At 40.5% G+C, this 14727-nt stretch carries 14 protein-coding genes; 11 read left to right on the forward strand and 3 right to left on the reverse strand.

The genetic code is table 11. The features are described 5' to 3' along the window. Positions 1–2: 2 nt before the first annotated feature. From PQ477_RS08010 to PQ477_RS08040, 7 genes are all read left to right on the forward strand, one after another. Entirely contained in the window at positions 3–953 is a 951-nt protein-coding gene (locus PQ477_RS08010; RefSeq protein ID WP_035395109.1) for a ribose-phosphate diphosphokinase, read from the forward strand. A 117-nt stretch (positions 954–1070) separates the two neighbouring features. Then, the gene (locus PQ477_RS08015; RefSeq protein ID WP_035395111.1) at positions 1071–1727 is read left to right on the forward strand and encodes a 50S ribosomal protein L25/general stress protein Ctc; all 657 of its coding nucleotides are present in this window, start codon (positions 1071–1073) and stop codon (positions 1725–1727) included. A gap of 73 nt (positions 1728–1800) precedes the next feature. Next, positions 1801–2361 carry an aminoacyl-tRNA hydrolase gene (gene pth / locus PQ477_RS08020; RefSeq protein ID WP_035395112.1) on the forward strand — a complete coding sequence of 187 codons (561 nt, stop codon included), beginning with the start codon at positions 1801–1803 and terminating at the stop codon, positions 2359–2361. 64 nt (positions 2362–2425) lie between these two features. Then, positions 2426–2653, forward strand: coding sequence for an anti-sigma-F factor Fin (locus tag PQ477_RS08025; RefSeq protein WP_035395113.1), 228 nt, complete (start codon positions 2426–2428; stop codon positions 2651–2653). Positions 2654–2776: 123 nt separating this feature from the next. Then, the gene (gene mfd / locus PQ477_RS08030; RefSeq protein ID WP_274273332.1) at positions 2777–6319 is read left to right on the forward strand and encodes a transcription-repair coupling factor; all 3543 of its coding nucleotides are present in this window, start codon (positions 2777–2779) and stop codon (positions 6317–6319) included. A 136-nt stretch (positions 6320–6455) separates the two neighbouring features. Continuing rightward, entirely contained in the window at positions 6456–6995 is a 540-nt protein-coding gene (gene spoVT / locus PQ477_RS08035) for a stage V sporulation protein T (protein ID WP_035395114.1), read from the forward strand. Positions 6996–7088: 93 nt separating this feature from the next. Continuing rightward, the gene (locus PQ477_RS08040; RefSeq protein WP_274273333.1) at positions 7089–7724 is read left to right on the forward strand and encodes a YIP1 family protein; all 636 of its coding nucleotides are present in this window, start codon (positions 7089–7091) and stop codon (positions 7722–7724) included. A gap of 52 nt (positions 7725–7776) precedes the next feature. Here PQ477_RS08040 and murG read toward each other — a convergent pair whose 3' ends face one another. Next, the gene (gene murG / locus PQ477_RS08045) at positions 7777–8835 is read right to left on the reverse strand and encodes an undecaprenyldiphospho-muramoylpentapeptide beta-N-acetylglucosaminyltransferase (RefSeq protein ID WP_144557401.1); all 1059 of its coding nucleotides are present in this window, start codon (positions 8833–8835) and stop codon (positions 7777–7779) included. 26 nt (positions 8836–8861) lie between these two features. Next, positions 8862–9470, reverse strand: a complete 609-nt coding sequence (locus tag PQ477_RS08050) for a YIP1 family protein (RefSeq protein ID WP_035395116.1) — start codon at positions 9468–9470, stop codon at positions 8862–8864. 177 nt (positions 9471–9647) lie between these two features. On the opposite strand from PQ477_RS08050, the gene PQ477_RS08055 reads away from it, so the two are divergent. Genes PQ477_RS08055 through PQ477_RS08070 form a run of 4 tightly spaced genes read left to right on the forward strand, consistent with a single transcriptional unit; the run spans position 9648 to position 13600 of the window. Continuing rightward, positions 9648–11240, forward strand: coding sequence for a putative polysaccharide biosynthesis protein (locus PQ477_RS08055; protein WP_274273334.1), 1593 nt, complete (start codon positions 9648–9650; stop codon positions 11238–11240). A gap of 15 nt (positions 11241–11255) precedes the next feature. Next, positions 11256–12704 (forward strand): bifunctional methyltransferase/pyrophosphohydrolase YabN, encoded by a 1449-nt coding sequence (yabN, locus tag PQ477_RS08060; RefSeq protein ID WP_328236135.1) that lies wholly within the window; start codon positions 11256–11258, stop codon positions 12702–12704. 12 nt (positions 12705–12716) lie between these two features. After that, positions 12717–12971, forward strand: coding sequence for an RNA-binding S4 domain-containing protein (locus PQ477_RS08065; RefSeq protein ID WP_035395120.1), 255 nt, complete (start codon positions 12717–12719; stop codon positions 12969–12971). Then, positions 12971–13600: an HAD family hydrolase gene (locus PQ477_RS08070; protein ID WP_144557407.1), complete on the forward strand. Its 630-nt coding sequence runs from the start codon at positions 12971–12973 to the stop codon at positions 13598–13600. Before PQ477_RS08065 ends, PQ477_RS08070 begins: the two co-directional genes overlap by 1 nt. Positions 13601–13645: 45 nt before the next feature. On the opposite strand, the gene PQ477_RS08075 is transcribed toward PQ477_RS08070, so the two are convergent. Beyond that, positions 13646–14617, reverse strand: a complete 972-nt coding sequence (locus PQ477_RS08075) for a 2-hydroxyacid dehydrogenase (RefSeq protein ID WP_060705855.1) — start codon at positions 14615–14617, stop codon at positions 13646–13648. Positions 14618–14727 lie beyond the last annotated feature (110 nt).

Consider the following 14727-nt stretch of genomic DNA (forward strand, 5'->3'; position numbering starts at 1 on the left):
AAATGGCAAACTATAGCGACCCAAGCTTAAAGGTCTTTACTCTTAATTCTAACAAGGCTTTGGCTGAAGAAATCGCTCGACATATTGGAGTTTCTCTTGGAAAGAATTCTGTCATGCGCTTTAGTGATGGTGAAGTTCAAATTAACATTGAAGAAAGTATTCGTGGCTGTGATGTATACTTAATTCAATCAACATCGGCTCCAGCGAACGAACACTTAATGGAACTCTTAATTATGATTGATGCAGTAAAACGAGCTTCAGCGCGTACGATCAACATTGTTATGCCTTATTACGGCTATGCGAGACAAGATCGAAAAGCACGGGCGCGAGAACCAATCACAGCTAAACTTGTGGCTAATCTGCTTGAAACGGCTGGTGCAACTCGTGTTTTAACAATTGACCTCCATGCAACTCAAATTCAAGGTTTCTTTGATATCCCAGTTGACCAGTTAATGGGTGTACCAATTTTATCTGATTATTTTAGCAGCAAAGGGCTTGACGATATTGTTGTTGTTTCACCGGATCATGGTGGAGTGGTACGAGCTCGTAAAATGGCCGACCGCTTAAAAGCACCAATTGCTATTATTGATAAACGTCGACCAAGACCAAACGTGTCAGAAGTAATGAATATTGTTGGTAATATTGAAGGAAAGACAGCCATTATTATTGATGATATTATTGATACAGCAGGAACAATTACACTTGCGGCGAATGCTTTAGTAGAACAAGGAGCAAAAGAAGTATATGCTTGCTGTACGCACCCTGTTCTATCTGGTCCAGCAGTAGATCGAATTCGCAACTCTAAGATTAAAGAATTGGTTGTAACGAATACAATTGATTTGGATGAAGAGAAAAAAGGTGCCAACATTACAGAGTTGTCTGTAGCGGAGTTGATGGCTGAGGCTATTATTCGCGTACATGAAGATGCTTCTGTATCCACCTTATTCGATTGATTTTTGTTATCACCCTAGAGAGAACTTACGAAAAAGAACAAGGAATTCTGTTTGAAAACTGACCTTTAAGGGAACACAATTAACAGACGTGTAAAACTAAGATGAGGTGAAAGAAAGATGACAGTATTACAAGCTCGTGATCGTAAAGACTTAACAGGACAAGAAACAAGAAATATTCGTCTAAATGGTTTTGTGCCAGGCGTACTATATGGTAATAAAATTGAGAGTCAGCCGGTTTCAGTAGAAAGTGTTGCTTTCTTAAAAACAATGAGAGAAGTAGGCCAAAACGGTTTATTTGATCTTGAATTAGAAAACGGTAAAAAGCACCACGTAATGGTGCAAGAAGTTCAAGTGGACCCTTTGAAAAATCATTACACGCATATTGATTTCTTCGAAGTAAACATGAAAGAAAAACGTGATGCAAATGTACCTGTTCATTTAGAAGGGGAAGCGCCAGGAGCAAGCGAAGGCGGTATTGTGAACCATCTTCTTTATGAAATTACTGTACATTGTTTACCGGCGGATATTCCGGAAAGCATTACGGTAGACATTTCAAATTTAAACGTTGGAGATACGCTATCAATTTCAGAGATGCGTTCCACTGTTTCTGTGGACATCGTGAATGAAGATGACGAAGCGGTTGTAACGGTACAAGCGCCAACGGTAACAGAAGATCCAGATGAAACAGAAGAAGATGGTACGACTGCGCTAGGTGTAGAAGCAACAGAAGAGCGTGAGGATGACGACAAAGATCGTCCGGGTCGTGTTGAATAGTAAATAAAGTGACGAAAGGTATGACCCTTTGGGGTTATGCCTTTTTCGTCAAGTTTGAATAAAGGAGTTACGCATGAAGTTAATTGTGGGGTTGGGAAATCCTGGTAAACAGTTTGATAACACAAGACATAATATAGGTTTCGACAGTGTTGACCTCATAGCTGAACAATTCGATTCTTCTCTTACTAAGCAAAAATTCAACGGCTTATATGGAGAAACGATTGTAAATGGTGAGAAAGTAATGTTGCTAAAACCTTTAACGTATATGAACCTTTCTGGAGAGTGTGTTCGGCCGTTTATGGATTATTTCAACGTAAGCTTAGAAGAGCTTGTTGTCTTGTATGATGATTTAGATATACCGCCAGGAAAAATACGTTTACGCCAAAAGGGTAGTGCAGGTGGTCATAACGGAATTAAATCACTTATTCATCATTTAGGAACCCAAGAATTTAACCGGGTTCGTATTGGTGTGGGACGTCCTACTAACAATGAACCAGTTGTGAAATACGTCTTAAACCGTGCCGCAGGTGATGAGAAAGCGCTTTTAGAGGATGCCATTAAAAAGACGGCACAATCAATTGAAGCATGGATGACAAAGCCGTTCCTTGAAGTGATGAATGTATACAACCGATAGGATAATGTCTCATTCTTTTGATCATACTGTAAACAAGAATAACTGTTTACAAGGAGTGATTAAAATGGCTGTGCATTATGGTTGTAAGTACTGTCAAAAACAAATGGCAACGCTGGAAAATCAATATACTTTCGAGGAATTAGGGATAAGCAAATTAGGTGCCGTGGATCAGTTAGAGAGCGTTCGAGTAACTCAAGAAGGCGATGTCCATATTGCGGCAATTTGCGAGGATTGTTACCAAGCTTTTCAATTAAATCCGCTTTTGCACGAAACTCAAAATGTGATTCATTAATAGCAACAAAGCTTTGGTATCCTTAAAGACCAAGGCATTTTTCAATTAAAACGAGCGTAGGATTGATAATACAAACGATATAGTGAAGTGCAAATCGTGTTAGCGAAATCAGGGGGAAAAGAAATGTTAGGATTGCAACAGTTTGTCAGTGGAACGAATGAGCTACAAACCATTGCTAACGGAATAGAAAAAGGTCAAAGTGAACAGGTGCTATCAGGCTTAACAGGTTCATCAAGAACAGTTGCGAGCGCTTCTCTTTATCGGGAAACGCAGCGCAATCAGCTCATTGTGACACATAATTTATTCCAAGCACAAAAAATGTACGAAGATCTTGTTGACTTATTAGGGGAAGAAAAAGTTTATCTTTATCCAGTAAATGAATTAATCTCAGCAGAAATTGCCGTTGCTAGTCCTGAAATGAAAGCGCAACGCATTGATGTGTTAAATCGACTTGTAAATGGGTTTTCAGGAATTATTGTCGTTCCTCTAGCGGGGGTTCGCCGTTTACTACCGCCGAAAACATTATGGGCTCAGTATCAGCTGGATGTAACGGTTGGAACAGACGTTCAAGAACTTGATTCGTTTATTAGTCAGCTGGTGTCAATGGGTTATAGAAGAACCGATATGGTTTCAGCGCCTGGTGAAATGAGTGTCCGTGGTGGCATCATTGATTTGTATCCACTCACTGAAGAACATCCCATTAGAATAGAACTTTTTGATACAGAGATTGATTCTTTACGATACTTCTCGTTAGAAACGCAGCGCTCTGAGGGACAGCTGGAAACAATTAAAATTGGACCTGCGGAAGAAGTATTGTTAACCTCAACACACTATAGTCATGCAGCTTCTGTTTTAGAAGAACAACTAAGCGTAACAACTAAGAAAGTATCGAATAAAAAAACACGAGAATCTTTGCAAGAGCGAATTCCGTTTGAAATTGCGCAATTAAAGCAAGGACAACCGTTTGAAGGTATGTATAAATACATGTCGTTTTATTATGAGAGTCCGCATACGCTTCTCTCCTATATGTCAGAACACGCTGTTATTTGGATTGATGAAATAACTCGTGTAAAAGAGATGTCGGAAAACCTTATTAAAGAGGAAGCAGAGTGGCATACAAGCATGATTGAACAAGGGGCCATTGTGCACGGCGCAGAAATGTCCTATGAACTGCTAAATCGGTTACAAGAAGTCCCTCAATCAATTGTTTACTCAGCTTTATTTCAAAAACAAATTCCAGGGACAAAACCGCAACAGGTGCTTAATGTCTCTTGTAAATCCATGCAAAATTTTCATGGACAAATGGATTTGCTCACATCAGAAATCAATCGCTGGATTGCTAACCACTATACGGTTCTGTTTATTGCTGGAACAGAAGATCGGGCAAAACGACTTTCGTTAAATCTTTCTGATGAGAATATTGACGCTCATCTTATAGAAGGAAAAACAACTTTAACGAGTGGAACGGTGCAAATTTACACGGGTCATTTGCATGCTGGGTTTGAATTACCTGAGCAAAAGCTTGTTGTTATTACAGAAGAAGAAGTGTTTGCCAAACAAGCAAGAAAGCCAAAGCGCCGTCAAACAATGTCCAATGCAGAACGAATTAAAAGTTACTCAGAACTCGCTGTTGGAGACTTAGTTGTTCACGTTAATCATGGTGTTGGGAAGTACTTAGGTGTTGAAACCTTAGAAATAAATGGCGTTCATAAAGATTACTTAAATTTGCGTTACGCTGGAAATGACAAGCTGTATGTTCCAGTAGAACAAATCGACCAAGTCCAGAAATATGTAGGATCTGAGGAAAAAGATCCAAAAATTTATGCGCTTGGCGGAAACGATTGGAAAAAAGTAAAGAGTAAGGTGAAGTCGTCTGTTGAAGATATCGCAGATGATTTAATCAAGCTTTATGCAGAAAGAGAAGCGAGCGTTGGGCACAAATTCTCAGAAGATGGGCCCGAACAGGGTGATTTTGAAGGTTCCTTCCCTTATCAAGAAACGGAAGATCAAACACGTGCCATTGCAGAGATAAAAGAAGACATGGAAAAGCAACGTCCGATGGATCGCTTGCTTTGTGGTGATGTAGGTTATGGTAAGACGGAAGTAGCAATTCGTGCTGCCTTTAAAGCCATTATGGATGGAAAACAAGTGGCAATCCTTGTCCCAACAACGATATTAGCGCAGCAACATTTTGAAACCATTTCAGAACGGTTCTCAGAGTTCCCAATTACGGTTGGTGTGCTTAGCAGATTCCGCTCGAGAAAAGAGCAAACGGAAGTACTAAAAGGCTTAAAGGCAGGTTCTGTGGACTTGGTTGTTGGAACCCATCGCTTATTATCGAAGGATATTGTGTTTAAAGACCTCGGCCTGTTAATTGTCGATGAAGAACAGCGATTTGGCGTCACGCATAAGGAAAAAATCAAACAATTAAAATCGAACATAGACGTATTAACCTTAACAGCAACGCCAATACCAAGGACGCTCCATATGTCCATGCTAGGCGTACGTGACTTATCCATTATTGAGACACCTCCAGAAAATCGCTTCCCCGTTCAAACATATGTGGTGGAATACAATCCATCCATTGTACGAGAAGCCATTGAGCGTGAAATGACTCGGGGTGGTCAAGTCTACGTTCTCTACAACCGCGTAGAAGATATTGAAAGAATGACTGAACAAATAGCCATGCTCGTTCCAGATGCAAAGGTTTCCTATGCGCACGGACAAATGAATGAACGTGAGCTAGAATCGATTATTTTAAGTTTCTTAGAAGGTGAGAGTGACGTATTGGTCACTACGACAATCATTGAAACAGGTGTCGATATTCCGAATGTTAATACACTCATCGTTAGTAATGCCGATAAAATGGGTCTATCACAGCTTTATCAAATTCGTGGTCGAGTTGGTCGTTCAAATCGTGTTGCGTATTCATACTTTACGTACCAACAAGACAAGGTGTTAACGGAAGTAGCTGAGCGTCGACTTCAATCTATTAAAGAATTCACGGAACTTGGTTCTGGGTTTAAGATTGCGATGAGGGATTTAACGATTCGAGGCGCAGGTAATCTTTTAGGAGCCCAGCAGCATGGATTTATTGATTCGGTTGGTTTTGACTTGTACTCTCAAATGCTAAAAGAAGCAATTGATGAGCGGAAAGGAACAGGAGCGAAAGAAGAGACGTTCCAGTCAGAGTTGTCAATTAGTGTAGACGCTTATATTCCAGAGCGCTATATTCCTGATGCGAAGCAAAAGATTGAAATGTATAAGCGATTCAAAGGTATTGAAACAATGGATGACCTAACCGATCTTCAAGATGAATTAATTGATCGGTTTGGTGAATATCCGAAGCAAGTTGAATACTTGTTAGGTCTTACGAAAATAAAGCACCTTGCTGATCAATATAAAGTAGAGAAAATCAATGAAGCGAAAGATGCCATTGTCATTCTCCTTTCAAATGAGACTACACAATCGATCAAAATTGCGTCATTCATGGAATCTGCTCGCGCCATCGGTCGATTTATAACAGTCGGAACTCAAGGGGATCAGTTGAAAGTAACGATAAAAACAAAGAGTATGTTAGCAGAACAAATGCTAGATACGACGTTTGAAGTCCTACAAGCTGTGAAGCGAGCTCATCTAAGCCAAGATCACGTTACCGTTAGCTAGGAAGTAGTCATCAAATCAATAAGATATTTCATCAATTGGTGAATAGTTCTTAAAAAAGGAAGGATACTACAGTTATAACAAATTGTATTCTTCCTAAATGATTTGATTTTACATCTTAGAAAGCGAGGCTTTATGTATGAAAGCAACTGGAATTGTAAGACGTATTGACGATCTTGGCAGGGTTGTGATACCTAAAGAAATAAGAAGAACGTTACGCATTCGTGAAGGCGATCCGCTCGAAATATTTGTTGATCGAGAAGGTGAAGTGATTCTAAAGAAATACTCACCAATCTCTGAGTTAGGTGACTTCGCAAAGGAATATGCCGAGGCCTTATACGATAGTTTAAATCAATATGTGTTAATTTCTGATCGTGATACATATATTGCGGTAGCTGGCGCTTCTAAAAAAGAATATGCAAACAAGGCCGTTGGTGAAGTAATTGAAACTGTAATGGCTAACCGTAAATCTCACATGGAAGCGAATGCAGGCGAATATAACCTTGTTGGCGATCACAAAGATGATTATAAAGGCTACGTGGCGGCACCAATCATTGCTAGTGGTGATCCTATTGGTGCAGTTGTGATCTTTTCAAAGTCAGAAGCGCTATCAGGAAAACTAGAACAGAAAATGGCTGAAACCGCAGCTGGCTTTTTAGCCCGTCAAATGGAACAATAGTGTCAAAAAACATATGAGCGAGAGCGCTCATATGTTTTTCTTTATTTCATTTAGTAGCCATGTAGAATAAAATAAAGAAAAAGGGAGGTTTATATGAGTACATTCTTTAAAGTTTGGATAAATCCGAGAGGGGTTATTCGTAACAAAATTGAGCAGGAAGCACAGGTACAACCATTTGGTAAATACTTACTGCTTGCCTACATATCTGGAATTTTTTCGATTATGTTTTCCTTTGAAATGGAAGCGCCTTTTTCAGCTTCAGTGTTTAGTCTTTCTGTATTTCTTGGTGCTATTGTTACGTCTGTGTTATCGGTATTTTTAATGCCCGTTTTGTTTAAATGGTTTGGTAGTTGGGTTGGAGGTAGAGGTTCGTTAGCAGAAGTGAGAGTCGCTGTTATTTATACACAAGTGTTACCTCAGATTTTTATTGGCATTTTACTATTACCTTTTATCTTACTAATTGGTGAGAGCTACTTCTTAGTTTTTGAAAATTCTTTAGAGCCCCAGCTTAGCGGCTTACAAAATTGGGCACTACTTGTTGCATCCTTACTTCTGATTGTGTTATTTATATGGCAATTTATTGTAATGCTACAAGGGTTAGGAGAGGCACATGGTTTTTCAGCGTGGAAGTCATTACTCGTCTATATTATTTTTACTGTTTTATTAACCATCTTCTTAGTCATTGTTGGTTTAATCTTGGCGTTAACGATTGGCATACTGTTTATTTAGACAATAGAAAAGGCCCCCAGTCTACTAGACAGGGGGCCTTTTCTCGTACAGATTAGATTCGGTTTAGTTGTTCAATAATGAGAGGAACGGCGCGAGTTGCTTCGCTTTTCTGCATCGTTGTTAATATAGGCTCGCGATTCGCATATAAAGCGTGGATTTCTTTTACGAGTGCATCGCCTTTCATAGATTCTTCCTCTAGCATGTGGGCATAGCCATTCTTTACAAACGTTTGTGCGTTCAAAATTTGGTCACCACGGCTACTCTGTCTCGACAACGGGATAATAAGCATAGGGATTTGCAATGCAAGAAATTCAAAAATAGCATTTGACCCACCCCGGGTGACAACGATATCTGCGGCTTGCATGAGGTGGGGAAGCTCTTCATGCACATATTCATATTGTTTATAGCCACGCTTCCCTTCTAGTGCAGGATCAAGATGGCCTTTTCCACAGATATGAATGATTTGATACGTATTAAGCAAATCCTCTAGTGATTGACGAATGCCTTCATTAATCGCCTTAGCCCCTAAACTTCCACCCATTACGAGTAGTACGGGTTTCTGTTTAATAAAGTCAGTGAGTGCCAACCCTTGTGTACGTGAACCAGACATTAAATCATCACGGATGGGTGAGCCGACAACGTTTGTTTGTTCGCTAGGAAAGTGTTTTGCTGTTTCAGCAAACGACGTGTAGAACATCTTTGTAAAGCGCTTGGCAATTCGATTGGCTAAGCCGGGCGTTAAGTCACTTTCATGTAAGTGAACAGGAATGCCAAGTGAATAAGCTGCAATCACAACTGGAACCGTTACGAACCCGCCTTTAGAGAAGACCACATCAGGTTTCTCTTTTTTTAAAATTTTACGAGCCTGTCTAAGGCCGTTTGAGATTCGAGCAAGATCTGTTACATTTTTCATATCGAAATAGCGTCTTAATTTGCCACTAGAAATTCCAAAATAAGGAATATTGTTTTTCTCCACAAGTTCTCTTTCAATGCCATCGTAAGAACCAATATAAGCGATGGACCACTTGCTTCGATCCATCTGATGAATAATCGCTAAGTTCGGTGTTACGTGTCCTGCGGTTCCTCCACCAGTAAAAATTATTTTTTTCATTCCATACCTCTCCGTCTATTTCAATCTTAACCGATTAGTAAGTGTGCTAGTAAATCGACTACAATGTACAGCCCTGCAAGACATCCAATCATGGCGATGATGACAAGCAGTGCTTTCAAGATACCAATCTTTTGTGCTTCGGAATAAGCAATCAAAAAAATGGCGAAAACCCAAACGACTGTTAAGTCAATCATGACTGAGCCGAAACTAACGATCGTACGTAAGATCGGCGTTTGGGCTTGAAGGGTGAGTAAAGCGAGACCAAATAGAATCAAATTAATTAAACCAACAAAAATGCCAGGCATAAACAAAGCGTAAACAAATACTTTTCGTGTCGCTTTGACGTCACCGTTTCCTCCATACCAACCGCCTACATGGCCAAACGCAAAACTAAAGCCGTAATAAAGGATCGGTCCAGTAAATGCCCCAATTAAAATGGTAATGACAAGTGGAAGGAAATTACCTGTAGAAGCTAGAAGCAACGTTTCACTTCTAGAAAACCAAAAACTGGTTAACCCTCCAAAAATAATGGATAGTATGAGAGTCGCTTGTTTATGTATATCACTTTTTAATGTATCTTTCATTGTTTGGCGAGGCGCAACCCATATGGCGAGCCATGGATTTGTTTGTTTCAAGCAATCACCTACTATATCATATCTTTTGTTCTTATCATACCATGTTTTATGATTATGTATGAATAGGCTGAAAAAAGAATTAAACATGATAAGAATTCTAGTTCAATTTCGTGATGAGATAAGTTCGACAACATGCAAGGATGATGCTATTTTAGAAAGGTAAAGGGGGAAGAGTACTTGAATACATCACACGTGCTAAAAGGGGCTTTCCTCTTATCGGTTGCTGCACTCGTAACGAAATTATTAAGTGCTGTCTACCGAATTCCTTTTCAAAATATGGCTGGAGATCTAGGTTTTTATGTCTATCAGCAAGTCTATCCTTTCTTTGGCATGATGACAATCCTAGCCTTATATGGTTTTCCTGTTGTGCTGTCACGGCAAATTGCTGAGAAAAAAGCACAAGGAAAAGATGAAGAAGTCAACGAATTATTAAGCTATACGTTTTTAGGATTATCGCTAGTATCCATTGTGATATGCGCGCTCTTTATAGTCTTTTCACGCCAACTTGCTTTATTTATCGGGGATGAATCTCTTACAGATGTCATTCGACTTGTTGGGTTTGGGTTTTTATTTCTACCTGTTTTAAGTTTTTTTAGAGGAGCTGGGCAAGGGATAAATCATATGACGCCGACAGCACTATCGCAAGTAAGCGAGCAATTTGTTCGGGTGCTAGCCATTCTTGTTTTAACGTATGTGTTAGCCTCTAGAGGATATGATGCCTACGTAATAGGGGAAGGTGCTATCTATGCCTCTCTTCTAGGTAGCGTAGTTGGCTGTGCTTTTTTACTTGTGCTAGCGAATAAAAAAGATATGCGTTTTCATACTCAACTTTCTTTCAAAAAGTTTTTCCGCCATCAGGCTGTTTTTTTAAAGCAAAGCTTGTTTATTTGTTTAAATTCACTTATTTTATTGCTATTTCAAGTTGTTGACGTTATGACCGTTGTACGCTCCTTACAAGCAACATCGATGTCCGATGTCGCGATCTACACAGCAAAAGGAGTCTATGATCGCGGCCAGCCTTTAATTCAATTAGGGACCATTTTAATTACATCGATTGCTCTAGCCGTTGTACCATTATTATCAAACGCCCTCGCAACGAAAAGGTACAAGGATGCGCGACGCTATCGCGATGTCATGATGAGACTAACGATTCTGCTAGGTGGTGGGGCAACAATTGGGCTGTTTTTATTAATGGATTCAATTAACACCATGCTTTTTACAAACCAAGCAGGTACCGAAGTATTAAGAGTGTTTGTTTTGTCCATTTTTCCTTGTTCTATCTATTTGGCTGGGGCTGCTATTATTCAAGGGTATGGACGCATCCATATTCCGGTCTATGCAATCGTTGCAGGTATAGGAACAAAAATAATTGGAAATGTGATGTTTATAATGGTAATGAAGTCTACGATGGGTGCAGCCCTTGCAAATGTGTTAGCCTTTACAGTGATGATGGGCATTGTGCTGTATTCGCTAAAAAAGATTGATCAGCGACTGTTTGTACAAAAGCAATCATATGTAATATTGCTTATCGTGCTGCTCAGTATGGGGGTACTCGTACTTGGGGTTAAGGCAGGAATGAATCAATGGCTTTCTTTACCAAGTCAACGAAGTGTTCATGCAATCCAAGCCCTTACTCTTGCAGGAATTGGTGCAGGTTATGTAGGGGTGGCAGTATTGTTTAGCAATATTTTTACGGTGCGAGAATGGGCTAGTGCGCCTAAATTAGCGGCTTTACGGAAACAGGTTATTCAAAAGTTTATTAACAAATAGAGGTGTACGATGGGAATGATTAAAGTAGTTGGTTTAGGAGCAGGAGAATTAGATCAGATGCCACTAGGTGTGTATCGTACCTTGAAGGGAGCACCGAATGTCCGTGTGCGTACCCTTGATCACCCGGTTGTGGCAGACTTGCAGCAAGAAGGCGTAACGTTTGAGTCCTACGACGAAACGTACGAGCGATTTGATTCGTTTGAAGCCGTATACAAAACAATAGTAAACGACTTAATCGATCGTGCTCAAGTGGAGGATGTTGTATATGCAGTACCAGGTCATCCGTTTGTGGCAGAGAAGACCGTTCAGCTCTTACAAGACTCAGCCGATCACCATCAGGTGAAGCTAGAAGTTGTTGGAGGGACATCTTTTCTCGATCAAATGTATACGAGCCTTAGAATTGATCCAATCGAAGGCTGTCAAATTCTTGATGGAACGGTATTGAAGCAAGAGGAAATTCAAATGCGTCATCATCTTATTATTGTCCAAGTGTATGATAGCCTCATTGCATCAGATGTTAAGCTTACGCTAATGGAAAGCTATCCAGACGATTATGAGGTGACAATCTGTACGGCTGCGGGTACGGCAGAAGAGGAGCTTGTACGCGTACCGTTATATGAGCTTGATCATCAAACGGAAGTAAATAATTTAACTGCTGTGTACGTGCCGCCAGTTCAGGATGAAAAACTCCTTTATAAGGACATACAGTATTTAAAGGGCGTTATTGCTCGGTTACGGAGTCCAGAAGGTTGCCCTTGGGATCGAAAACAAACGCATCAATCATTGAAGCGATTCTTATTAGAGGAATCGTATGAAGTGCTCGAGGCGATTGATCAAGAAGATGATGAACAGTTAACTGAAGAACTTGGGGATGTGCTCCTGCAAGTTCTCCTGCACGCACAAATTGGTGAAGAAGCAGGGTATTTTCAGCTTGCAGATGTTATTGAGACGTTGACAGAAAAAATGATTCGTCGACACCCGCATGTATTTGGGGACAAGTCTGTGCAGTCTGCTGAAGATGTGACATCGGTCTGGGAAGAAGTGAAACGAAAAGAAAAGGCAGACAGCAACATGTCACAGCCGAAGCGGTCGATTTCTTCCTTTCCTTCTATGTTGGCAGCAGCGGAAACGATGCAGAAAGACATTGCGAAAACCGGATTTGAATATGAAGCCATTGAACAAGTGTATGATAAAGTGTTAGAAGAGCTGAATGAAGTAAAAGCGGCTGAGGACCTAGAACTGGAGAAAGAATATGGTGATTTACTGCTCGCAGTTGTGAGCTTAGGTCGATTTATTAAGCAATCACCAGAAGTATCCCTGCATAAGGCATTAACGACTTTTCTAACAAGATTTGAGTATGTTGAAGCTCAAGCAGAAAAAGCAAGCATGACAATCGATGATGTGAATGTGACTACGCTGGACGCATGGTGGAAAGAAGCCAAGCGTTTAGAAAGCGATGAATAAAGGAGCCAACTTATGAGACTTGATAAATTTTTAAAGGTATCCCGTTTGATTAAAAGACGAACATTAGCTAAAGAGATTAGTGATCAAGGTAGAATTACGGTGAACGGTCAAACAGCAAAGGCCGGTACCACAGTTAAGCCCGGAGATGAGCTTTCTATTCGTTTTGGTCAAAAGCTCGTCACCGTTGAAATTAACGACCTAAGAGAAACAACGAAGAAAGACACAGCAGCAGAAATGTATACTATTGTGAAAGAGGAATCGGTCTAATGAAAGCATTTATTTTTGACATGGATGGGGTCATTATTAATAGCGAACCTCTGCACTTTGCCGTTGAAGCGGAACTTGCAAAGGAGAAGGGCATTACGTTAAAAGAAGGAGAGCTCGAATCCTACGTCGGTACACGCGCAGATGAGATGTGGTCTTCCTTGAAAGCAGAGCACCAGGCAGACTTTGATGTAGATACGCTGTTACAAGAGGCAAATGAAAAAAAATTAGCCTATTTACGCGACGCCAACATGGAACCCATTGATGGTATTCGAGAGTTACTTGAACAATTAAAAGAAAAAGGCTACAAGATTGGCCTAGGATCGTCGTCAACTGTTGCTTTTATTGATGCAGTCTTAACCGGATTCTCCATAAAAGATCAATTTGATGTTGTCTTAAGTGGGGAACAAGTAGCAAAAGGGAAGCCTGCGCCAGACATTTATTTAACAGTAGCTGATCGTCTAGGGGTTAGTCCTCAGCACTGCACGGTTTTAGAGGATGCTGCACACGGTGTTCAAGCAGGAAAAGCAGCTGGAATGACTGTCATTGGGTATGTGAATCCACATTCAGGAAATCAAGACTTGTCTAAGGCTGATTTACGTGTTGAAGACATCGCAGCTATTACCATCTAAGTAGGTAATATACATCAAAAAAGCGTACCATGGGGTACGCTTTTTTTAGCCTTTAACAACATCGGTCGGTGTTTCGCCTTTAGCACCAGCGACAAGATTTTGAATGGCACGCATCGCCATCGCTTCTCTCGTAGCTGCAGTAGCCGAGCCGATATGAGGAGTAAGAGTAACATTTTTCATTGTTAAAAATGGGTGATCATGCGGTAATGGTTCGGTTTCAAACACATCGAGGGCTGCTCCAAAGATCTCGTTATTTTGTAAAGCCTCAATAAGTGCTCTTTCATCGATGACACTACCGCGAGCTCCATTAACGAGTAATGCGGTTGATTTCATCTTGCGTAAAGCGTCTTTATCAATGAGGTGCTTCGTTTCATCTGTCAGAGGAACCGTTAATACGACGATATCTGAGCGTGAGAGCAGATCATCTAATTCCACTTTTTCAGCGTTATAGCGTTTCTCTGCTTCAGGTCGATGAGAACGATTGTGATAGAGGATGTTCATGCCAAATCCTTCCTTGGCTCGATGGGCGATTTTCTCACCAATTCGGCCCATCCCAACGATACCGAGTGTCTTCTCGTAAACATCTTGTCCAAATAAAGCGTCTGACGCTGTTTCTTTGCTCCATTCCCCGTTTTGAATGTGAGTATGTAATTCAGCGATTCTTCTAGAGCCGGATAAAATAAGACCGAACAGAAGGTCAGCTACCGTCTCGTCTAGTACATAAGGGGTATTGGTAAGCAACACACCCTCGTTTGCTAATCCTGTAGGGTCAAATTTGTCATAACCAACAGTTGCCGTACTAATCACTTTTAATCGGTCGCACCCTTCTACAAGCGCTGCATCCACTGCATGACCGGTAAGCAACGCACCATCAACTTGTTTCAAGATGGCTCTTAAATCATCCTGTTGCAGTGTCTTCTGTTGATCCCATATCGTATAAGAACAATGCTGGGAAAGGTACGTTAATGCGCTTTCAGGAACAGGATGTGCTAAGAATACTTTAGGTTTGCTCAACATAAATCACTCCTAAGGGTGCCTTTTCTAGTAACTATAAGGCTTACGCAAATAGAAATCAAAAGAAAACCTTACCGTTGCCAATGAGGAAAATGACACGATTGTGTAAAATG

Source organism: Shouchella hunanensis (genome assembly GCF_028735875.1).
GTDB classification, from domain to species: domain Bacteria; phylum Bacillota; class Bacilli; order Bacillales; family Bacillaceae_D; genus Shouchella; species Shouchella hunanensis.

Excerpts from the sequence above, each read along its gene's own strand:
- spoVT (WP_035395114.1), top strand. The coding sequence starts at position 6,456 with ATGAAAGCAACTGGAATTGTAAGACGTATTGACGATCTTGGCAGGGTT.
- PQ477_RS08070 (WP_144557407.1), top strand. The coding sequence starts at position 12,971 with ATGAAAGCATTTATTTTTGACATGGATGGGGTCATTATTAATAGCGAA.
- pth (WP_035395112.1), top strand. The coding sequence starts at position 1,801 with ATGAAGTTAATTGTGGGGTTGGGAAATCCTGGTAAACAGTTTGATAAC.
- PQ477_RS08025 (WP_035395113.1), top strand. The coding sequence starts at position 2,426 with ATGGCTGTGCATTATGGTTGTAAGTACTGTCAAAAACAAATGGCAACG.
- PQ477_RS08015 (WP_035395111.1), top strand. The coding sequence starts at position 1,071 with ATGACAGTATTACAAGCTCGTGATCGTAAAGACTTAACAGGACAAGAA.
- PQ477_RS08010 (WP_035395109.1), top strand. The coding sequence starts at position 3 with ATGGCAAACTATAGCGACCCAAGCTTAAAGGTCTTTACTCTTAATTCT.
- PQ477_RS08075 (WP_060705855.1), bottom strand. The coding sequence starts at position 14,617 with ATGTTGAGCAAACCTAAAGTATTCTTAGCACATCCTGTTCCTGAAAGC.
- PQ477_RS08065 (WP_035395120.1), top strand. The coding sequence starts at position 12,717 with ATGAGACTTGATAAATTTTTAAAGGTATCCCGTTTGATTAAAAGACGA.
- yabN (WP_328236135.1), top strand. The coding sequence starts at position 11,256 with ATGATTAAAGTAGTTGGTTTAGGAGCAGGAGAATTAGATCAGATGCCA.
- mfd (WP_274273332.1), top strand. The coding sequence starts at position 2,777 with ATGTTAGGATTGCAACAGTTTGTCAGTGGAACGAATGAGCTACAAACC.
- PQ477_RS08040 (WP_274273333.1), top strand. The coding sequence starts at position 7,089 with ATGAGTACATTCTTTAAAGTTTGGATAAATCCGAGAGGGGTTATTCGT.
- murG (WP_144557401.1), bottom strand. The coding sequence starts at position 8,835 with ATGAAAAAAATAATTTTTACTGGTGGAGGAACCGCAGGACACGTAACA.